This is a genomic window from Echinicola sediminis (assembly GCF_054777495.1).
The window spans coordinates 40,346-62,241 of the sequence record NZ_BAAHAP010000034.1 but is presented as its reverse complement, the minus strand read 5'-3'; the positions used below and the strand labels follow the sequence as shown (position 1 = coordinate 62,241).

General features: G+C 47.6%; 12 protein-coding genes. 10 read left to right on the top strand and 2 right to left on the bottom strand.

Features of this window, described 5'->3' with window-relative positions; translation table 11 throughout:
- From ACYVAA_RS10870 to ACYVAA_RS10860, 3 genes are all read left to right on the top strand, one after another.
- Window positions 1-188, top strand: a 188-nt coding sequence (locus ACYVAA_RS10870; RefSeq protein WP_460541475.1) for a hypothetical protein, incomplete at its 5' end; no start/stop codon positions are given.
- A 132-nt stretch (window positions 189-320) separates the two neighbouring features.
- The gene (locus ACYVAA_RS10865; RefSeq protein ID WP_460541473.1) at window positions 321-560 is read left to right on the top strand and encodes a hypothetical protein; all 240 of its coding nucleotides are present in this window, start codon (window positions 321-323) and stop codon (window positions 558-560) included.
- A 328-nt stretch (window positions 561-888) separates the two neighbouring features.
- Entirely contained in the window at window positions 889-2,928 is a 2,040-nt protein-coding gene (locus ACYVAA_RS10860; protein WP_460541471.1) for a glycoside hydrolase family 127 protein, read from the top strand.
- 403 nt (window positions 2,929-3,331) lie between these two features.
- On the opposite strand, the gene ACYVAA_RS10855 is transcribed toward ACYVAA_RS10860, so the two are convergent.
- A complete protein-coding gene (locus ACYVAA_RS10855) occupies window positions 3,332-6,358 on the bottom strand; it encodes a sbcc family protein (RefSeq protein WP_460541469.1) in 3,027 nt (1,008 codons plus the stop codon).
- Complete coding sequence (locus tag ACYVAA_RS10850) at window positions 6,355-7,593, bottom strand: metallophosphoesterase family protein (protein WP_460541467.1); 1,239 nt, start codon at window positions 7,591-7,593, stop codon at window positions 6,355-6,357. The genes ACYVAA_RS10855 and ACYVAA_RS10850 overlap by 4 nt, the downstream gene beginning before the upstream one ends.
- Window positions 7,594-7,722: 129 nt before the next feature.
- Between ACYVAA_RS10850 and ACYVAA_RS10845 the strand changes: the two genes are divergently transcribed.
- The 7 genes from ACYVAA_RS10845 to mbhE all read left to right on the top strand — a co-directional run bounded on the left by ACYVAA_RS10845 (window position 7,723) and on the right by mbhE (window position 21,894).
- Window positions 7,723-8,256 carry a septal ring lytic transglycosylase RlpA family protein gene (locus tag ACYVAA_RS10845; protein ID WP_460541465.1) on the top strand — a complete coding sequence of 178 codons (534 nt, stop codon included), beginning with the start codon at window positions 7,723-7,725 and terminating at the stop codon, window positions 8,254-8,256.
- Window positions 8,257-8,674: 418 nt separating this feature from the next.
- Window positions 8,675-9,850, top strand: a complete 1,176-nt coding sequence (locus ACYVAA_RS10840) for a DUF4221 family protein (protein ID WP_460541463.1) — start codon at window positions 8,675-8,677, stop codon at window positions 9,848-9,850.
- A gap of 48 nt (window positions 9,851-9,898) precedes the next feature.
- Window positions 9,899-11,002 carry a BF3164 family lipoprotein gene (locus ACYVAA_RS10835; protein ID WP_460541477.1) on the top strand — a complete coding sequence of 368 codons (1,104 nt, stop codon included), beginning with the start codon at window positions 9,899-9,901 and terminating at the stop codon, window positions 11,000-11,002.
- Between the two features lie 406 nt (window positions 11,003-11,408).
- Window positions 11,409-12,488, top strand: a complete 1,080-nt coding sequence (locus ACYVAA_RS10830; protein ID WP_460541461.1) for an efflux RND transporter periplasmic adaptor subunit — start codon at window positions 11,409-11,411, stop codon at window positions 12,486-12,488.
- A 2-nt stretch (window positions 12,489-12,490) separates the two neighbouring features.
- Window positions 12,491-15,538: an efflux RND transporter permease subunit gene (locus ACYVAA_RS10825; RefSeq protein WP_460541459.1), complete on the top strand. Its 3,048-nt coding sequence runs from the start codon at window positions 12,491-12,493 to the stop codon at window positions 15,536-15,538.
- A 449-nt stretch (window positions 15,539-15,987) separates the two neighbouring features.
- On the top strand, window positions 15,988-19,089 hold the full coding sequence (locus ACYVAA_RS10820) for an efflux RND transporter permease subunit (RefSeq protein ID WP_460541457.1): 3,102 nt from the start codon (window positions 15,988-15,990) through the stop codon (window positions 19,087-19,089).
- A gap of 501 nt (window positions 19,090-19,590) precedes the next feature.
- Entirely contained in the window at window positions 19,591-21,894 is a 2,304-nt protein-coding gene (gene mbhE / locus ACYVAA_RS10815) for a hydrogen gas-evolving membrane-bound hydrogenase subunit E (protein WP_460541455.1), read from the top strand.
- Window positions 21,895-21,896 lie beyond the last annotated feature (2 nt).

Genomic DNA, 21,896 nt, shown 5'->3' with positions numbered 1-21,896 from the left:
GGGTTCCCCCTTCAGGGGGGAAGGGGGTAGCTGGGGAGTCAAATAATGAAACTTGTCAAATGGCCACTCAGGGCTGGTCGGAATTTGCAATTCCGACCTTAAGTAGAGGCTATAAAGAAGTAAAGAGGGGAAGTGATGTACGAAGTTCTGGATTGCAAATCCAGAACAGCAGTCTGGAATTGAGATGATAGATGCTAGATAGTAGACACTATTTAAGAATAAAGAGCAAAGAGAGCAATTAATTACAGCACAAAGATAGGGTTGACCGAGCCGAGGGTTCCCCCTTCAGGGGGGAAGGGGGTAGCTGGGGAAGCCAACTAATGAAATGTGTCAATTGGCCATTAGGGCTGGTAGGAACGGTGGGTTGTGCTGAGGGCTGGTCGGAATTTGCAATTCCGACCTTAAATGGAGGTGATAAAGAAGTAAAGTGGATAGGTGATGGGCGAAGTTCTGGATTGCAAATCCAGAACAGCAGGGTCGTCCTTCCCAAAGAAAGGGAAAAGGATGTGGTGAATATGTTGGGCTGGAGTTTGGAGGAAAAGCTGGAATGTAGCAAGTAGCTAGTCGCTAGTATCAAGACGCTAGACATTAGATAATAGACGCTAGATACAAGAATAAAGAGCAAAGAGTGAAGTTATACAACTCATTTCGAACGAAGTAGGGCTGGTCGGAATTTGCAATTCCGACCTTAAGTAGAGGCTATAAAGAAGTAAAGAGGGTAAGTGATGGACGAAGTTCTGGATTGCAAATCCAGAACAGTAGGTTGCAAATCCAGAACAGCAGGGCCCTTCGGCAGGCTCAGGGACCAATGATCAGGGGCCGAGACTCAAGACTCAAGACTCAAGACTGAAGACTGAAGACTGAATACTCAATACTAAAAATAAAACAATGAACCTAAATTTTGTAATTGCAGGAATAGGGATGGGGCTGTGCTCGATCAATGCGGCGCAGGCCCAGGAAAAGGCGCTGGTCGATAATTCGAAAAGCCCCTATGCCAAACTGAAAAGTGTGGATTTGCAGGATGTGGCCTGGACAGGTGGCTTTTGGGGAGAGAAGTTCAAAATGAGCCAGGAAAAGACCTTGCCCTTTATGTGGGATCTATACCATGATGCCGAAACCACCCATGCGGTGCGCAATTTCGAAATTGCGGCGGGGCTGATGAAGGGAGAGTTTGATGGTCCTTCATTTCATGACGGGGATTTTTACAAAATATTTGAGGGGATGGCGGCCCTGTATGCTGAGACGAAAGATCCCAAAATTGATGTGCAAATGGATCAGGCCATAGCTTTGATCGCCAAGGCCCAGCGGGAAGACGGTTATCTTCATACCCCTGTGCTGATTGAAGAGCGGTGGGGAACGCTAGGGGAGGAAGAACTGCAAAAGCAATTGGGCTTTGAGAAGTACAATATGGGGCACCTGATGACCGCGGCCTGTGTGCATTACCGGGCTACCGGTAAGGACAGCTTTCTGAAAGTCGCCAAAGGTGTGGCCGACTTCTTATATGATTTTTATAAAGAGGCTTCTCCTCAATTGGCCAGAAATGCCATCTGTCCCAGTCATTATATGGGGGTGGTGGAAATGTACCGGACCACCGGGGACAAGCGGTACTTGGAACTGGCCCAAAACCTGATCAATATTCGGGGTAAAACCGATGACGGTACCGATGACAATCAGGACAGGGTGCCTTTCCGTGACCAAACAGAGGCCATGGGGCACGCCGTAAGGGCCAATTACCTTTATGCCGGGGTAGCGGATCTCTATGCTGAGACGGGAGAGGAGAAATTGTTGGAAAACCTGGAGTCCATCTGGAATGATGTGGTTTACCGTAAGATGTATGTAACCGGAGGCTGCGGGGCGCTTTATGACGGGGTTTCCCCAGCGGGCACTTCATATAATCCTTCTGTGGTGCAGAAAATCCACCAAGCCTACGGTAAGCCTTACGAGCTTCCCCATGCTTCGGCACATAATGAGACCTGCGCCAATATCGGCAATGTGCTCTGGAACTGGCGGATGCTGCAACTGACCGGAGAGGCAAAGTATGCCGATGTCATGGAGCTGAACCTATATAATAGTATACTATCCGGAATCAGCTTGGAAGGAACGGAGTTTTTCTATACCAATCCATTGAGTGCCAAAGATGACCTTCCCTATCAGTTGAGGTGGCCAAATGTCCGTGAGGGCTATATTTCCATTTCCAACTGCTGTGCGCCGAATGTGACCCGCACCTTGGCAGAAGTGAATAATTATGCCTATAGTCTTTCTGAAGAGGGGCTTTATGTCAACCTATATGGAAGCAACCAGTTGCAGACTGAAACCGCTGATGGAAAGTCAATAGAGGTGAATCAGGTGGCGAATTATCCTTGGGATGAGCACATTACGTTGGATTTGGTGAAGGTGCCTGCCAAAGATTTCTCCTTGTTTTTGAGAATACCTGGCTGGTGCGATGACGCTGCTTTGTCCATCAATGGTGAGGAGCAAGCATTGGAAGCAAAGTCAGGGGAGTATGCGCGGATCAGCAGAAAGTGGAAAAAGGGAGACCAGGTGAAATTGACCCTAAAAATGCCTGTGAAATATTTGGAGGCCAATCCCTTGGTAGAGCAGTCCAGAGGGCAGCTGGCTGTGAAGAGAGGACCTTTGGTTTATTGTGTGGAATCCATGGACCTGCCAGACGGTAAAACGGTGGATGATATTGTGATGTCTCTGGAAGAACCATTAAGCCCGGAAAAATTCACCATTGGCAACAATGAACTGATAAGCCTTACAGGCAATGTATACTATCAAAATAACGGTAATTGGGACAATAAGCTGTACCGGGAAATTGGGCAGACCAATTATGAGAAAGGCACGGTCCGCTTGATCCCCTACTACAGCTGGGCCAATCGAGGAAAGGGAGAGATGCTGGTGTGGTTGCCTTTTGAAAAGGATTAAGGGGCTTTTGTCCACGAATTTCACTGATTTGTCACCAATTGTATTGATCCTAATTAAACAATTCGTGTTAATTCGTGAAATTCGTGGAAAAAGACAGTATGGGGAATCCCTCAGTGAGTGCATTGAAAATTAACCACAGATAAAGAGGATGAACACAGTTTAAAAAGCAGTGAAATAGGATCGCTAGCGTCCCCGAAAGTGATCGGGGCAGGCTATTGCGAACCCTTTTGCGTTTGGGTAAGTGTGGGGGGAAGGGTGTGGCAATCTTCTCATTATGAGATTCCCACAGCTTCCTTCCCGCAATCCCACGCTAAGCCTCGGAATGACGTTTTTGAAACTCGAACTGAGGTTACTAAATGATTTTTGAGGCGGTTAATATAATTCGTGAAATTCGTGGGCCTTTTTAATAAGAATAGCTCACCTGACTGCCTTTTTCGGGATCCAGTTCCACTTGGGCAAATACTCCGATTTCCTGCTGTAATTCTTCCACATGGGAGATGATGCCGACAATACGTTTTTCGTGTCGAAGTGATTTCAGGGTTTCAAATACCGTCCGAAGGGCATTTTTGTCCAAGGCCCCAAACCCTTCGTCCAAAAAGAAAAAGCTCTGATCGGCACGGTTAAGGGACTTCACTTTTTCCGCCAAGGCCAGTGCCAGGCAAAGGGAGGCCTGAAAGGTCTGCCCCCCAGAGAGGGTTTTCAATAACCGCTTTTTGCCGCCATTGAGATGGTCCTGCACCCAAAAGGTGTTGTTCTCATCCACTTCCAGGCTAAGGCTGTTTTTGGCCAGCTTCATAAAGCGGAGGTTGGCGGTCTGCACCAGCTCTTTGAGGTAGATGTTGGAGACATATTTGACAAAACCACTGCCCTGGAATAGGCCTGCCAATTCTTTTAGATTGCTTTCCCGATTTTCTACTTGTTGGAATTCTTTGCTGAGTTGGGCTTTTTCCTCCAGTTTAACCTTGATTTCTTCTATGCGGTTCTGCAAAAGGGAAAGTGATTTTTGGATTTCCTCCAGCTGTTTTTTGGCTTGTAGATATGCTTCCTGAATTGGTTCGAATGCTGCTGGATCAAAATCGGCCACCCCTTTTTCTTCCAGCAATTCCTGGATTTTGGAATGGGTGATGTCCCTTTGACGGTCAAAGGCCCTGATTTCCTCCTCCAGCTCTTTCGGTTTGATCGGACTGCCCAATAGTTGCCGGACGGATCCGGAATCAGCAAAACCATGCTCGGCCATGGTCAGGGCCAGCTCTTCTTTCAGCTTGGCCAGTTTGGTCCGGACTTCTTGGAACCTTGCCCTGTAGGTTTCCAAATTGGCCAGGTTGGTGGCCTGTTTCTGCCTTGCCTCGTTCAAAGCGTCCTGCACTCTGGGAAGGTTTGTCTCCAACTCTTCCAGGTAGTTTTTCACCTTGTTAATGTCCTCATCAATTTTTTCCGGGCCGACACCTTGATATTTTTCCAACAGGTCCCTGTAATTGATTTCAGCCAGCTTGGCTTCTGTTTTTGCCTGCAAGGTTTTACTCTCCTGGCTAGCTTCCTGAAACTGCTCCAGGTCTTTTTCCGCCTCTGACAGGAATTGTTTGTGTTTGCTGCTAAGGGATTTAAGCTGTTGATGGAGGCTTTTTTCTTCTAGTAAATGGGATTTAGCGCTACGAAGCTTCTTCTCCAGACTTTCCAGGTCGGCGATGTCATCAAATGGCAGCATTAGGGAGTGGTTGCGCTCTTTCAGCGCTTGGATTTCCCTTTGCTTTTCTAGCTGGTTTTGTGAGTGGCTGTCAAGCGTTACCTGGATTTTTTCAAAATCGGATTTCCCTGACCTGAGCTGATCAAGTTTGGTTTTTAACTGTTGTATTTCAAGTTCATTTTGAGAAAGGGCTCCGTTTTCCAAACCATGGGAAAGGGGATCGGGATGCTCCAAAGCTCCGCAAAGGGGGCAAGGTTGCCCTTCTTTGAGTTGATGGGCATAGGTGAAGAGCCCTTGCTGCTGCAGGAGTATTTCCCGTTCTTTTTCCAGTTTGGACAGTGCTTTGGCGGTCAGCTCCAGTTGCTCCGGAAAGGCATCTGTTTCCATTCCGTTTTTTGCTAAGATGGATTGTGCCGCTTGTCCTTGGGTTTGGATTTCTTCCTCAAGGCTGGATAACTGTTGGGTCAGTCTGCGATGTGAATCGCTGTTTTGTTTCATTTCCACCGCAGTGGCCTCCAGTTTGCTGACCAGTTCCATGTCGGGTACATTCAGCTTTTCCAATGCTTGTTCCAGCTGATGGATGTGCTTTTCCTGTTTAAGCCTTTCCTCCTGGAATGTCTGGGTCTTTTGCTCGAGCAGTTCCAGCTGATGGTCCAGTCTGACTTTTTGTGACTCCAGCTGGTTCAGTTCTTTTATTTGTATTAAATCCCTTATTCGGGCTTCCTTATCTCCTTTTTTGCTGAAGTCTTGGTAGAGTTTCTGGTAGCGGGCTTCCTTTTCTGCTATTTCCTGCTCAAAGGCTGTTTTAAAACGCTCACAGTCCGTCACGCTGACCTGGTATTTTTCCAGTTCCACTTCCTGCTCTTTAAGTTGGTCAAGAATAGGCTTTAAGTAGGTGAGCGCTGTTTGGAACTGGCTTAGCTGGTCCCGCTTTCGTTGATAGGCCGGTAGCTGATCATTGAGCTTTTGGAGTTGGAGTTGCTGGTGTCGGAGCAACTCGGCCTTATCCTTGAGGGCCTGGGCATTTCTCAGCAAGGCTTCTTTTTCACTCAGGGCCAAATTCTGGGCCTCCTTTTTCTTCAAAAGCTGTGTTAGCTGTTCTTCAGCTTCTTGGAGAAGGGCTTTTGTGAATTCCTCCAGGCTTCCCAAAAGGGTTTCCAGCTTGATTTTCTTTTCCTTTTCCTCGGATAAGAGCCTTCTGGTACGGTCCGAAAGGTCAAAGCGCTCCAGCCCAAAGAGCTCCTTCATCATGTCTGCCCGGTCCTTGGGCTTCTGCTCAATAAAGTCCCTGAATTTCCCCTGGGGGATGATTACCGTCTGGCGGAAATGATCCATTTTCATGCCTACCAGTTCCTCCCCACGGGCCTCCAAGGGCAGCCAGCCCTGATCGGTCATCTCATAAAAAGTGTGGGTGGCCGGTTTAACATCGTCAAAGTTTTTGCTGTTCCGCTTGGCCAAGTAGGAGGCCTTGAAAGTCTGCCCATTGTTTTTGCCCGCTTTGAATTCAAAGTTGATGGCAATGCCCGGGCTTTGCAGGTTGACCATGCTGTTTTTCTCCCCTTTGCTGGCCAGCCTTTCGGTGGTGCCGTACAGGGCCAGTAAAACAGCTTCCAAAATGGATGATTTTCCACTGCCCACAGCGCCAAAGATGCCAAATAGACCTGCAGCGGTCAATTGGCTGAAGTCGATGGTCTGTTTTTCTTTGTAGGAGTATAAACCCTCTATTTCCAGTTTTATCGGGATCATGCTTGTTCAGTATTGTCGTTTTGGCCGATGATTTCGTTGAAAAGTGTTTTGATTTCCCCGTTGGGCTCCATCCCTTTGGCGCTTTCGTAAAATCGCGAAAATAGGGTGCCCATATCCTGGCCGAGGTCTTCAGCCCTCAGGCCATTATCTCGGTTTTGGCTGTCTCCCGTCAGTTTGGGGATGAGGCTTATGATACCGTCATGGGCTTTCATAATGGCCTTGCGGGTTTCCGCATCGATGGAGCTTGCGGTTTCGTAGAGGATTTCCACAAAGCAGTGGGGATGTTGTTCGAGCCATTGGAGTGTACTGGCCAAATCACTGAAGGTTTCCTGATAGAGCGGCCTGCCTTCTGTCAAAGGGACGGGGGTGTACCTGACGGGTTGGGCAGGAAGAGCTTCCACCAGGACCACTTTCTTTTCCTGGTTGGCCTCGCTGAAGCTGTAGGCCAAGGGAGAACTGCTGTAAACTACCGGGCAGGGCGAATGGTCCACAGTATGGTAGCGGTGCAGGTGCCCCAAGGCGGCATATTGTATGGTCTTTGGGATCAGGTGGGTATAGATGGCCTGGGCTCCCCCCACATGGAGTATGGGACGCTCACTTTCCGGTTCTGCCTCAGGTTTTTCCCCTTCTTTCATAAAGAAAAAGTGGCCCACAAATAAATTGACGCCCTTATCATCGCAATGGACATCTGAAATCTGTTGCCATTTATTGCCCAGCACTTTCCGCAGTTCTGCCTCTTTATCCTCTTCTCCCAGGTAGGTTTTGAGCAGGACCTCATTGGCGTAGGGGGCCAGGATAATCCTTATCGGAAACTCAAACTGGGGAAGTTTTAGTTCTGCAAAGCCCGGTGCGGATTGGGTGATTTCCAGTCCTGTGTCCAGTTTGCCGGTTGGGATTACCTGGTCGTATTGACTGTAAAAAAGGATGCCCAGTTCTTTGGCCAAAGGATTGGGAGCGCTGATGAACTGGCTGCTGTCGTGGTTTCCGGAGATGGCCAGGATAGGGCGCTTGCCTTCGTTGGAAAGTTTTTTGAGGCTTTTGTAGAGCAGCTCCACGGCTTCATGGCTGGGGTTAAAGGTATCAAAAATGTCCCCTGCCAGCAGCACCAAATCCACTTTTTCACGGTCAGCGATCTGGATGATTTCCTCCATTATCAGCTGCTGTTCAGGTAGCCTGGAGTATTCCTGTAGACGTTTTCCGAGGTGCCAATCAGCTGAGTGTAAGATTTTTAACATAATTTAAAAAAGGAAAAACTTGTGATTTGAACCAAATACAGACTAAATTTAGGCGCTTAAAATTTGGTAAGCAAACCTATTTCAAGGAGGTGACAGTAATTGGCACTGAAATTGAGTAGGCCGATACGTATGAAAAAAGCTTGGTGTTTAATCGTGTGCATGCTTGCGTTGATGAGCTTTAAGGCAGCAGCACAGCCGACTGTAGAGGAGTCGGATTCGACATTGGTGATAGAGAAAGGGGTGGCCAGTTATTACGGGCGTTTTTTCCATAACCGCAAGACTGCAAATGGGGAAGTGTTTGATATGGAAGGGATGACGGCGGCGCACAAAAACCTGCCGTTTGGAACATTGGTAAAGGTTACTAATCTGAAAAACGGCAAAGAGGCAGTGGTAAGGATCAATGATCGCCTGCCCCAAAATTCCCGGCGGACGATAGATCTGGCCCGGGGGGCAGCCAAGAAGCTGGGCATGATCCAAATGGGGCTGGCCCCGGTAAATATCAGCGTACTGCAACCGAACACGGTAGCCAACCTGATCGATTTTTATGAAGATGATGTCCCCGAAAGTTTACGATTGAGAATGTATTATGATCCCATTACGGTCGAAAAAGATACCGCGCAACTTTTTAACATGCCTGATTGGGAGTTTGTGGGAGCGATGTGATTTTTAGTAACAAGTAGCAAGTACGAAGTACAAAGTAGGACGTACGAAGTAGCAAGAGGAAAGAAGCAAGAGCAAAGAGTAAAGACACGTTACGTTTTGTAATGCGGTTTTGATCGTCCCAAATCATATCCGGTTTGGCAATGCGGTAAAATTATCCACGGATGCACACAGATAAACACGGATGGCGTGTTGATCAAAAGAAACCTACGTTTATCCTTTTGTCCCCTGTCCGGAAAGGCCAGTGGGTAACATTAAAGCCAAGGTCGTTAGCACGAGCCTCTTCTCCTTGTGTTTACCGGAGATGAGCAATCATGACATGACTTGGAGTCATGCCATGATTTTTTTGATTTTGATTAAATAATTAGTTTTGTAACTTAGTCCTACGTTTTAATTGTTTGGCTTAATCTTTTTGCATCTTATGCGTTTTTTGAAACGAATTTTACTGTTGGTTGGCATTGTTGTTTTCTTGGGATCTTGTGATTCTCAAAAAAGACAGAAAGAGGATGGTAGCCCATCCCTTGATTTGGTCAAAACCGATCAAGGCATAGCATTGCCTTTGGATGCTGAGACGCCCAATATTAGTGTGGGACTGGCCTATTACAGGACAGAAAGACCGTGGTTATTTAATTGGAATCCAAAAGCGCATAGCCTCCAAATGTATGATTTGGATAAAGAGAATTTGTTTAAGGAGATCACTTTTGAAAGAGAGGGAGAGGAGGGAGTGGGGAGAATTCAGGGCTTTCATGTACATAATCTGGACAGCATATTTTTATTTCCACAAAATAAGGGGGAGATCTTTCTGACGGACACCTCGGGGCTTGTCAAAAATAAAATCAGTTATGATGTGCCTCTTTATCACACAGCCGCATTTGTGCTTACCTCTTATTTTGCTTCCTCTCCAGTAATCAGGGATGGGAAGATGATGGTGAAAACCCATGTGGATGGAGATCATAAAACCGTTATTGGAGAAGAACTTGCCGAAAGGCACCTTTCTTATTCTATTGATTTAGAAGATGGAAAAGTGAGGTTTTTGTCACATCAGTATCCTGAGGAATATTTGAAAGAGGGCAAAAAACATTTTGAAGCGAGTTTTGCTGTTTCCCCTTCAAAAATGGTTTACTCCTTATTTGCCGATCATAAGCTGTATTATACTGATTCGGAAGGACAGGAGCTTAAAGCAAAGGAAGCACCCAGCAGATTTATCAAAGGGAACTTTGAAAATTATCCATTGGAAGGGAACCGCCTGGAGAGCTACAGTTATTTTTATGGCTCTCCGCATTATGGAAGTCTGCTCTATGATTCATATAGGGAGGTTTATTACCGTTTTTGTTACCCTAAAGTAGATGTGAAAACTGAAGAAGAAGCATTGAAACTTCGGCAATATCCAAAACGGTTTTCCATTATGATTTTGGATAAGGAGCTAAATGTCCTTGGAGAAACCTTGTTTGAAGAAGGCAAATACTATCCTGATAATGCTTTTATTACTGAATGGGGGCTTTACCTGTCCATCAACCATGCCGACAATCCGAGGAATAAGGAGGATTATTTGGGTTTTGATTTGTTTGGGTTGGAGTTTAAAGATGCTGGTAATTAGAATCAAGGGAAAAGAAAGAGCAAGGAGTAAAGATATGGTCTTGTTGATATAGTTAAATCAATAAAATTAGTTTATGGCAAATCAATTGAGGATATTTTTTGGCGTGGTAATCATCATGATGGGGCTTGTGATAATGAAAATAGGGTAGATAAAAAGTATAAGCACTTTACCGAGGAGGATATTACGGAAAAGGTTTTTTTGGAAAGCAAGAAGTATTATTTCGAAGAACTGGTCTCTCCGAGGAATATCATTAATAAAGGTGATTATCTGGTTATAAGCGAGAGCAGAAGAATCAATTCAGAAATGCCGATGATTCATATTCTGGATTCAAAATCATTGTCTTATTACCAAAGCAAAGGTGTAATGGGTTTTGGGCCTGGAGAAATACCTGATGTTTTTGTGTTAGATCCTGGTTTTGATGATAGTACTTTTTGGGTAGCGAGCGGCATGGCCAAAACATTTTCCGAATTTAATTTGAAAGACCAGAAGCAGCTTTCCAATCAACAAATTAAGCAAGAAGGAGGCTTTTATATGACTGCCCAAATGTGTAGGACATCGGATAAGACAGTAGTGTGCAGAATGACAAATGATCCACATCAGTTTGTAGAGTTTGATATGAAAGGCAACAGGCTCAAGAGCTTTGGAGATTGGAAAAATGATCCGCTTAGCAAAGGTTTGAATGATTATATGATGAGTGAGCTGAACAAGGGATGGATGAGCGCGAATGCCAAAGCAGATGTCTTTGTATCGGTAGGGATTTACAGGGACCGAATTGAACTGTTACGAAAAGACTTAGGTGCCATCACCACCATTGATGGGCCAAAGCTAACCGTTCCAAGATATAAGTTAGTAAATGGAGGAAAAGGTGGTGCAGCATTAGTAGTAGATTATGATGAGCCTCTTTCCTATCTGGATGTAACAGTTGGGGATCAATATTTCTATGCACTTTACTGTAATAAAAATGAACAGAAAATTCGGAAAGAAGGTGACTATGGGGCCAGAGTATTTGTATTTGATTTTAATGGAAATCTTGTCAACGAGTATGAACTGGATAGGTCAGTCAGGGCAATAACCGTTAATTCAGATAGAAACATCATATATGGTATCACCACCGATGAAGCCCCTGGGATTGCTGTTTTTGAATTGCCTTAAGAAATACACGCTATATGATTGTCAATAATTTTAGATCCGTTTCGGCTGTTATTTACTTTTTCCCTCTTGTGGCGATCTGGTCTGGATCAGCATGGACATAACAGAGCGGAAAGCTTTGTTGTGCTGAGGGCTTGGCCCAAGCACCCTTAAACCTGAGCCTGCCTTTGTCGGTAGACAGGTCTCCGGCTCAAATAGATGAAGTTGGAGTCGGAGACTCAAATTTACCAGTCCCGTGCCTGCGCGCCGGGGCGTGGTCCAGCCAGCGGGACAACGGAGTGTAATTGGTGTTTAATTCGATAGTCTAATTTATCTGTCTTACATCTACCATCTAATATCTCCTCAATATTCCTTTTCTTTTACTTAATAATTTAGTTAATTAAGACCTGGAAAATTTTAGTACATATCCATGAATTTAAAGCCACTTTTTTTACTCCAACTTTTAGCCGTTCCCCTTTTTATTTCCTGCGAGAGCAAAGGGGAAAAGCAAGAGGAAATCCCCCTGGAATCCATCCGCAATGAGGTGAGTGCCACCAAGGTTACCGTGGCCAAGGCGGAGAAGCGCTCCTTTGATTACCTGATCAATGCCTCCGGCAAGGTGGAGGCCGCCCAGCAGGTCAAGGTGCTGATCGAAGGCCAAGGCTACCTCAAGGAACTTCATGTTAAAGAAGGCCAGTATGTTCCGTCCGGAACGGTGATTGCCCAGCTGGACAATTCGGACAATATCTTCCGCAAGGAAAAGGCACTGGTGCAGCTGAAAAATGCACGGGCCAGCTATAACAGCGAAAAACTGGGCTATGCGACCATTTTTGAAGGAGAAAATAAGCAGCAGATAGCCGAGTTGGATGAGCAGCTCAAGGCCAGCAGCGGTTTACTTTCGGCGGAAATAGAACTGAAGGAGGCGGAACTGGAACTGGCCAAGGCCACCATCAAGGCGCCCATATCAGGAAAGGTGGCCGATCTACAGGTCAAACCGGGCAGCCTGGTAAAAGCTGGGGAAGATTTCTGCGAGATCTTGAGTGCGGGCGAACTGGAACTGGAGGTAAAAGTACTGGAATCCGATATTCCTTTTATTTCCCTTGGCCAGCAGGCTGAAGTATATCCGGTCTCTGCAGGTACCGGCAGCCTTTCGGGCAAGGTCAGCAGCATCAATCCCAAAGTGGATGAAAACGGACTGGTGGAGGTCAGCATCCAGCTGGGCCAAGCCGCTAAATTGCTTCCCGGCATGAATGCTCGGGCCGTGATCCGCGCTCCGCAAAACGACAATGTGGTGGTGCCCAAGCAGGCCCTGGTCTACCGGTCGGGCCGTCCGGTGGTCTTTACCATTAATGGCCAAGAGTCCAAGTGGAACTATGTGGAAGTGGGCAAGGACAATGGCAAGGAGATAGAAATCCTGGACGGCATACAGGACGGGGAAAGCGTCATCACCAGCAATAACCTGCAGCTGGCCCATCAGGCGCCTGTCCAAATTGTACAAGAAAAAGAATAGCCATGGTCAGATTTTTATTGTCCCGGCCCATTGCGGTGACCATGATTTTTGTGGCCCTGATGGTTTTTAGCCTGATCGCTTTTACCAAATTGCCCATTTCCCTTTTGCCGCCCATAGACGTGCCCCAGATCGTGGTGAAGGTCAGTTATCCCAATGCCTCTCCGGAAGCCATAGAACAGAATGTGCTCCGACCGGTAAGAGAAAGCCTGATCACCCTGAACGGTCTGGAGGATATGGAAAGCAAGGCCGGCAGTGAAATAGGAACCGTCAGGTTGCAGTTTGCCTACGGCACTTCCATGGAACTGGCCTATATCGAGGTGAACGAGAAGATCGACCGACTGACCAATAGCTTGCCGGAAGAGTTGGACCGTCCTCAGGTCATCCGCATCAACACCAACGACATTCCCATGGTGCGTATTCAGGTCATTCCCAAGGAGGGAATCGATTATGCAGAGGTCACCAAGCTGACAGAAAATGTGCTGAAGAAACGGATAGAGCAGCTGGAGGGCATTTCCCTGGTGGACATCAACGGAAAGCAGGAGCGGGTGATCACCGTGGAACCCAATAAGGCGGTGCTGGCCGGGCTGGGCATGTCCGAGCAGCAGGTCATCAATGCCATCCAATCGGGCAACCGAGAACTTCCGGGCATCAGCGTCAAGGACGGGCAGTACCGGTACTTTTTGCGTTTGGCGACCAGGGTAGATACCCCAGGGGATATCAAAAAGCTTCCGGTGATAGGACCCGAGGGCACCGTAGTGGCCTTGGGCAAAGTGGCCGATGTACAGTACCGAATGGGGGAAAGCATGGGCTACCATCTCTATGGACAGCAGGAAGGTTTGGTCATCACTGTGCACAAGCAAGCCGCCGCTAAAATGAATGAACTGATGGATAGGGTAAGGGAGTCGGTGGACTTGTTTAAAAAGGACTATCCACAGGTGGATTTTGCGATGACCCAGGACCAGTCCATGTTGCTCAATGCCGGGATCAACAACCTTCAGACCAGTTTGCTCTTTGGAGGGATCTTTGCTTTTGGGGTGCTTTTTATCTTTATGGGCAATTACCGTATGCCCTTGATCATCGGTGTCAGCCTGCCGACCTCCTTGGTGATCAGTTTTTTGGTCTTCCATGCTTTTGGAATCTCCATCAATGTGATTTCCCTGAGTGGGCTGGCCCTTGGGCTGGGCATGCTGATCGATAATGCCATCATTGTCCTAGACAATATCACCCGCAAAAGGCAGGAAGGATTGCAGCTTTTAGAGGCCTGTGTCCAAGGGGTAAATGAGGTGATGTCGGCCCTGATCAGTTCTGTGCTGACGACCTTGGCGGTTTTTGTTCCCTTAGTGTTCTTGAGTGGAATCTCCGGGGCATTGTTTTTCGACCAGGCCGTATCGGTGGCGGCCATTTTATTTGTGTCCCTGGTGGTGGCCTTTGTGCTGCTTCCTTTGCTTTACCGCCTGTTTTTTGCCAAAACAGAAGGGGACAGTCCCCGTGAAGACAGCCGTTTTTTCAAATGGATCCTTGCAAGGTACAAAAAAGGCTATCGCCGGATAATGGCCCATAGAAGATGGAGCCTGATGACGCTGTTTGGGCTTATCCCTGTATTTCTGCTGATAGCTTGGGGCTTGCCCAAGGAGGGCTTGCCCCCGATTGGGAAGAAGGATGTGCTCCTCGAAGTGGACTGGAATGAGCCCATCGGAGTGGAACAGAACCGGGACAGGGTGAAAAAGATCATGGCCAGCCTTGGGGAGAGCTACCAGCAGGCGGAAGCGGATGTGGGCATCAGGCAGTTTTTGCTCTTTGACGGGGAAAATGCCGTACAGCAGGCCAGTATCTATCTGGACTTCAGTGACCAGAATAGCAAGGAGAGGCAGACAGCATTGTTGGAAAACTACCTTAGGGAAAATTATCCAAGCGCCAGCGTAGCGCTGATGGATGCCCCCAATGCCTTTGACCAGCTGTTTTCCTCGGATATCCCCTATTATGAAATGCGGTGGCAAGAGCTGAAGGACAAAAAGCCGGTGGAGGCAGCTACCATGGGGCCTTGGTTGGATGCTCTGCCGGTAAAATGGAAGAAAGGTCCGGGACTGCAAGAGGAGTCTACGGTGATTTTCCGTATTGACCTGGAGAAACTGGCCCTGTATGAAGTGGAGATCGGTGCGCTGACGGGAGCTGTGGAGAAGCTCTTCGGCCATTACCCCATCGATGAGATCAAGCACTTCAATGAGGTCACCCCAATCAAGCTTCAGGGAAACAAAAATGATTTTGGGCAAATCCTCAATAACAACTACCTGCAAGGCAAAGAGGGGCAGCGCTATGCCCTGGCCAACTTTATCCGGACAAGTTACGAGAACCATTATAAATATGTCACGGCGGACAAGACCGGGATTTACCAATCGGTGGAAATCGCTGCTCCTGATCCGATGAGTAATGACCGCAAGCTGAAGGACTGGGGAAGGGAAAGGAACCTGAGTGTCTCTTTTACCGGGCAATATTTCAGGGATCAGGAAAACCTCAGGCAGCTGCTAGGGATATTGGGGGTGTCGGTGCTGCTGCTCTACTTTATATTGGCGGCGCAGTTCGAAAGCTTTGTGCAGCCCCTGATCGTGATTTTCACCCTGCCGCTGGGCATAGGAGGGTCTTTGCTGGTACTGTGGCTGACCGGGACCTCCCTGAACGTGATGTCGGCCATCGGCCTGGTGGTGATGCTGGGGATTATGGTCAATGATGCCATTTTGAAGATTGATACCATCAACAGGCTACGGATAAAGTACCGTGTGGCCATGGCCGAAAAAGGAGCCTCGGCTATTTTGGAGAGGGCCCTTTTTGAGGCAGGGGAAATCCGTCTAAAGCCCATCCTGATGACTTCCATTACGACTATTTTAGCCCTGTTGCCTGTAGTGTTCAGCTCAGGGCTTGGTGCAGATCTGCAGCGGCCCTTGGTGTTCAGTGTGATTGGGGGACTGACGATTGGTACCTTGACGGCCTTGTATTTTGTGCCTTTGTGTTATTGGGCGTTTTGTAGGGAGTATAGAGTACAAAGTAGGGAGTAGTGAGTATTGAGTAAAATTGGGACTACGTTGTGTATGTTGTGCCGAAGGCCTGCCTATAGCAGAGAGGTTACCATGGAAAGTGTTTAAGGTGCGGAGGGGATCCCCCTTAAGGGGGCTAGGGGGTGAGGAGGGTGGACTGATAGCTGTGTGTTAATGAGTAGTTAGTAGAAAAAAGAATAAAGAGCAAAGAATAAAGATCAAAGTAGCTAGTATAAAGTACAAAGTATTGAGTCTTGAGAAAATAGAGTTCGTTGTGCCATGGGCTGCGCCCTGGCACCATGAAAATTGAGCCTGTGGCTCAGTTGTAATGAGCTGAAAGCTCTGCTTTAGGAGTCCCGCGCCTGTGCGCCGTGGCGTAGCACAGCTGTCGCGACAACCGTTCAATACTCACTACTCAATACTCACTACTCAATACTCAATACTTAATACTAAAGTCTAATATCTAAAAATTGAGTCCATTCAGAATAGTCATATCGTTTTTTGTCCTGGCCATCATCGGCTTTGCCTTGGTGCCCAGGCTGACCGTGGAGCTGAACCCCAGGGAAAAGCAGCCGGTGCTGAGGGTTTCTTTTGGGGTGCGGGATGCTTCGCCTGAATTGGTGGAGAAACTGGGAACGGCTCCTTTGGAAGGGCTTTTTAGCCAGTTGGCCGATTTGAAGAAAATAGAATCCGTCTCCCGGTACAATGGCGGTTCGGTCACCCTGCGATTCGATAAGCATACGGACATGGAGTTCAAGAAATTTGAAGTGGCCTCCCTGGTCAGGCAGGTGTACCCTTCTCTGGACCCTACGGTAAGTTATCCACTGATCTACCAGTCTTCCCAAAGCAATAATGAGCCCCCTATACTTCAATATAGTGTCAATGCTCCTTTTGCCCCATTTGAGATCAAAAAGGTCACGGAAGACGTGCTGAAGTCCGTCCTAAACCGCTTTGATGAAGTGGAGGAAATCCAGGTTTATGGAGCCAATGAGCTGCAGCTGTATGTGACCTACGACATCCAGAAAATGCAGGCTTATGGGGTCAACCGGGGCATGTTGACTGGCATGCTGCGCAGTGCCATTGGCAGCAGCTATCCGGGGATGGCCCTGAACCATCAGGGTGAGTCGCTATTTATCCAGGTGGACAGGTCACTGACCGATCGGGAGCAGTTGGAAAACCTCCGCATCACCACCAAGGCGGGCAAGGATATTTACCTCAGGGACATTGCCCAACTTACCCTGGAGGAAGCCGAGCCCAGCCAATATTACCGTATCAACGGCAACAACTCGGTGACCATGAGCATTACCAGTCGCCCTGGTGTCAATAAGGTGGTGTTGGCGCAGAAGCTTAAGCAAGCAATGACGGAGGCCTCGGAACTGCTGCCCAGGGGATATGATGTGCGCCTGGAGCAGGATGATACCGAATACCTGTCCAAGGAACTGCACAAAATCTACAAAAGGTCAGGGCTGTCCCTGCTGATTTTGGTGGTCTTTATCTTTTTGATCAACCGTAACTGGCGTTACCTGAGCGTTTTGTTTCTGGGGATCCTGGTGAACCTGAGTGTGACAGGGATTATTCTCTATTCCTTGGGCACTCATCTGCACCTGTACAGCATTGCCGGGTTGACCATTTCCTTTGGGCTGATCGTGGATAATGCCATTATCATGATCGACCACCTGCACAAGCACCGCAACCGTAAGGCCTTTCTGGCCCTGTTGGCCGCTTCACTGACCACCATTGCGGCCCTATTGATGGTATTCTTGCTGCCAGAGGATGATCAGCGCAACCTGACCGATTTTGCCGTGGTGGTAGCGGTGATGCTGGCCGTATCCCTCTTGGTGGCCCTGTTGTTTACCCCGGCCATGTACCAGCTGTTGTTTGAAGAAAAAGCAAGGTCAGGTAGAAGTCTGTCCGTCAAAAAGCTGCGCAGCAGGGTACGTTGGTTTGGAAGGTACCGCCAGGGGATCGGCTTTACTGCCAGGTACAGAAAAACTTTTGTCACCCTGCTGGTACTGCTATTTGGTCTGCCGGTGTTTTACCTGCCGGCCAAATGGGAAGGACAGGAATGGTACAATAAGGTGATCGGCAGTACCCTTTACCAGGAGGATGTCCGGCCCTATGTGGACAAGGCTCTGGGAGGTTCTTTGCGGATGTTTGTCCGTGGAGTGTTTGAGAAGTCAGGCTACAGGGAAGCCAGCCAGACCAGGCTTTACGTGAATTTGCGCCTGCCTTTTGGCAATACCCTGGACCAGATGGATTTTATCATCCGGGAGTTTGAGGAATTCCTAAAAGGAGTGGAAGGAGTGGACAAGTTTGTCAGCAATGTGTCTTCCGGCCAACATGCTTCCATTGCCATCACCTTTAAGGAAGCTTATGAAAATTCAGCCTTGCCCTATCAGTTGAAAGGCCGGCTTTCGGTCAAGGCAACGGATTGGAGCGGGGCCAATTGGTCGATTTACGGCGTGGGGCAGGGATTTCATGCCGGGCCGGGAGGGGATGGGATTCCCTCCTTTACGGTGATGATGAAAGGCTATAACTTTGACGAACTGGAAAGGCAGTCAGAGGTCCTGGCCAAAAAGCTGCTCAAACACAAGCGAATCCAAGAGGTAAATACCAATGAAAGGATGGGCTATAATGAAAAAAGCTCCGAGGAATTTGTCCTGCGTTTTGACCAAGAGCAAATGGCACTGCAGCGGACCAATCAATATGAGGTGATCAGTGCCCTTCAGGACCTGGCTAAACCAACAGGGGCGGGTTTGTCTGTAGCGCTCAAGGACAAAAGTTACGGGGTAGTGGTGCGGGAAGAAGGCGCTGAAGATTTTTCCCGTTTTGACCTGGAACATACCACCTTGATCGGTGGTGGCAACAGGTTGTTTAAAGTGTCCGGTTTGGGCAGCCTCCAAAAGGAAACCACTGTAAATTCCCTGCACAAGGAAGACCGGCAATATATCCGCAGGGTGGCTTTTGAATATATGGGGTCCAGAAAATTCGGGAATGAATACCTGGAGGAAGTACTGGAAGAAATGAGGACGAGCATGCCTATAGGCTATTCGGCAGCAACTTCCTCTTACTATTGGAATTACGACAAGAACAAACGGCAATATACCTTATTACTGGTGTTGATATTGGCGATCTTTTTTATCTGCGGGATCCTGTTTGAAAACCTCAAGCAACCTTTCTACATCATAGCCGTGATCCCGATTGCCTTTATTGGACTGTTTCTGATTTTCTCCGTCTTTGACTTTTACTTTGACCAGGGAGGCTATGCTGCCTTTGTGATGCTGGGTGGCCTGGCAGTCAATGCAGCCATCTTTATTGTCAATGACCTGAACAACAGGGGAAATGGACTTTACAACCGCAATGTGTTGAAGTCGGTAGCAGGAAAGGCGATTCCTATTCTGTTGACTGTTTTGTCTACCTGCTTCGGCTTGATTCCTTTTGTTATGGAAGGACAGAATGAGGTGTTCTGGTTTTCTCTGGCCATTGGGACCATAGGCGGGCTGGTGTTCAGTATGGTGGGGGTGTTTTGGGCGCTACCGGTGTTTTTGTGGAAGAAAGAGAGTAGCAAGTAGCTAGTACGAAGTATCAAGATAAAAGACGCTAGACACCAGACGCTAGACAAAAGAACAAAGGCTTCAAAGATTAAATTTTTACCAAAAAGCTTAGAGAGCTCTGTGAAAACCCAGTGCCCTTTGTGGTTCCTCTTAAGTCTAATGTGTCTGTGGGTTGTGGGTTGTGCAGAGGGCTACGCCCCTGCACAGCGAAAGTGGAGCCTTAGGCTCAGTTTTAGAAGTCCCGCGGCGCAGCCGACGGGACAACAGGAGTTCAATGGTTTTTAGATGGTTGGTTCAGGATTGCAAATCCTGAACAGCATGAGGACAGCATGAATCACAAATCCTGAACAGTATGAAACCATCAAACATTGACGGTTTTATTTTCTAGAGCGTTTTTGTATATTAATCACATTAGGTTGGGTAGCTGAACCAGGATTTTGCTTTTTCTTTTAGGAACAGTATTTATGAAGAGATTTGGCCCTATCTGATGAGAATGGGTGCCGTGAATTAAATGATGGAATGATGCTGGAAGTTTTCGTCTTTATTTTTCTCGTTGCTTTTTTATCCCCACTGATCGGAAGATACCGTAGGGTCGGGATAACTGTTTTGGTGACGGCACTGATGGCGGTTCTGGTATATTTTCTCAAGTTGATCGATGTCGTTGTCCAAAAAGAAGGTCTGGCGTTTCAGTACGAATGGGCACCCAGTATCGGGGTGTCCATGAGCTTTTGGGTGGATGGGCTCAGCCTTTTTTTTGCCTTACTGATCATTTCTTTTGGGATTTTAATTGTCATCTATTCTTATTCTTACCTGAAGGGGGAACAGTTTATCGGTAGGTTTTATGCCTACCTGATCTTGTTTATGGGGGCAATGCTGGGGCTGGTCTTATCGGATAATTTGATCAGCCTTTTTGTTTTTTGGGAGTTGACAAGTTTCAGTTCTTATCTGTTGATCGGTTTTTACCATTATCGGGAGCGTTCAAGGTATGCGGCGAGACAGGGGCTATTGGTAACCGGCCTTGGGGGCCTGGCCATGCTGGCAGGATTTGTCCTGATGGGAATGGCTGGTGATAGTTATGGTATTCAGGACCTGTTGGGACAAAAAGACCTGGTACTGAATTCCTCTTTTTTGCCGGCCATTGTGGTATTGGTATTATTGGGAATCGTTACCAAATCCGCCCAGTTTCCCTTTCACTTTTGGTTGCCCAATGCGATGGAGGCTCCGACTCCGGTAAGTGCTTACCTGCATTCATCCACGATGGTCAAGGCAGGTATTTATTTGCTGTTTCGGCTAAATCCGGTGTTTTCCCATTCTCCCCTTTGGATGGGCCTGCTGATGGCGACGGGAGCAGTCACCATGGTGCTGGGGGCGGTGGAGGCCATAAGGTCGGATGATCTGAAGCGGATTTTGGCATATACCACCATCAGTGCTTTGGGATTGTTTGTTTTGATGGTGGGGATTGGTTCAGAACATGCCCTGAAGGCGGCGTTGTTTTACCTTTTTGGCCATGCCTTTTATAAGGGAGGCTTATTTCTGATGGCCGGGATTATGGACCAACAAAGTGGTACAAGGAGCCTGGGGAAGCTGGAGGCTATAAAAACCAGCATGCCCTTCACGGCCATTGCTGCAGGCTTGGCCTGTGCCTCCATGATTGGGCTCGTCCCTTTTTTAGGTTTCTTGGGAAAGGAGATGGTGTATAAAGCCGCCATGGAAGCGGAGATGTTCATGGTTATGCTGACGGTAGCGGTCTTTCTGGCCAATGTTTTTTTTGTGGCGGTGGCTATCAAAGTTTTTTTTGGGATTTTTGTTCACCATTCTCCCGAAGAAAAGAAAATTCCCGTTACAGACCCTTCTAGATGGATGGTGATTCCTCCGTTGGCCCTTGGACTGGGAGGCCTCTTCTTCGGGATTTTTCCAGCCTGGGCCATGAAAGGACTTTTTGAATCAGCGCTGGCGGGGACTATTGGGGAGGCAAGTGATTGGGACCTCAGTCTTTGGCACGGCTTCAATAAGGTGGTATGGCTTAGTCTGGGGACTGTGTTGGCGGGATTTGTCCTCTATAAGGGTAGGGAAGTAAGGACAGAAGTTTTATCAAAGGTTTTTGCCTTTTTGGAGGGGCTCCCTGCGAAAGGGTACCGAAAAAGTATTTTCCTATTGCAAAAATGGGCCTATTTGCAGACTCAATGGGTTCAGAACGGTTATCTCAGGAATTATATCGCGGTGTTTGTTGCCGCCTTTATCCTTTTGGTGGGCTATTATGTTTACCAATCGGGCTTGTTTTATGAAGTGGGGATTTCCTTGGAATTCAAGGATTTATTCAATAACAAGCTGCTGATTTTACTCCTGATCGTCAGCACGCTTGTTTTTATCTTTAGGTCAAAATCCCAGCTTATGGTGATAGCGGCCATCGGGATTATCGGCTATTCAATAGCGCTGAGCTATACCATCTACAGTGCGCCCGATGTGGCCATTACCCAGTTTTTGGCAGAATCTTTGGGCTTGATTTTATTGATATTAATAGCCTCTAGGTTGCCGGGATTGGATACCAGTAAGCTCAGGATCAAAGGCATTTATCTGGTCGTTTCGGTTCTTTTTGGCTTGTTGATGACCCTGGTCACTTTGCTGGGTATGGGAGTGGAGAAATCTTCCAAGCTGAAGGAATATTTCCTTTCCAACAGCCTGCTGGAAGGCAAAGGGGCCAATGCGGTCAATGTGATATTAGTGGATTTCAGGGCCCTGGATACATTAGGGGAGATTTCTGTTCTGGTCATTGCCATGTTGGGGATTATATCCCTGTTAAGAGAAAAATCAGTAAAACCTTAGTG

What these genes read in the sequence shown, in the direction of transcription:
- ACYVAA_RS10855 (WP_460541469.1), bottom strand. Translation starts at nt 6,358, where the DNA reads ATGATCCCGATAAAACTGGAAATAGAGGGTTTATACTCCTACAAAGAA.
- ACYVAA_RS10825 (WP_460541459.1), top strand. Translation starts at nt 12,491, where the DNA reads ATGGTCAGATTTTTATTGTCCCGGCCCATTGCGGTGACCATGATTTTT.
- ACYVAA_RS10845 (WP_460541465.1), top strand. Translation starts at nt 7,723, where the DNA reads ATGAAAAAAGCTTGGTGTTTAATCGTGTGCATGCTTGCGTTGATGAGC.
- ACYVAA_RS10850 (WP_460541467.1), bottom strand. Translation starts at nt 7,593, where the DNA reads ATGTTAAAAATCTTACACTCAGCTGATTGGCACCTCGGAAAACGTCTA.
- ACYVAA_RS10860 (WP_460541471.1), top strand. Translation starts at nt 889, where the DNA reads ATGAACCTAAATTTTGTAATTGCAGGAATAGGGATGGGGCTGTGCTCG.
- ACYVAA_RS10865 (WP_460541473.1), top strand. Translation starts at nt 321, where the DNA reads ATGAAATGTGTCAATTGGCCATTAGGGCTGGTAGGAACGGTGGGTTGT.
- ACYVAA_RS10830 (WP_460541461.1), top strand. Translation starts at nt 11,409, where the DNA reads ATGAATTTAAAGCCACTTTTTTTACTCCAACTTTTAGCCGTTCCCCTT.
- mbhE (WP_460541455.1), top strand. Translation starts at nt 19,591, where the DNA reads ATGATGCTGGAAGTTTTCGTCTTTATTTTTCTCGTTGCTTTTTTATCC.
- ACYVAA_RS10840 (WP_460541463.1), top strand. Translation starts at nt 8,675, where the DNA reads ATGCGTTTTTTGAAACGAATTTTACTGTTGGTTGGCATTGTTGTTTTC.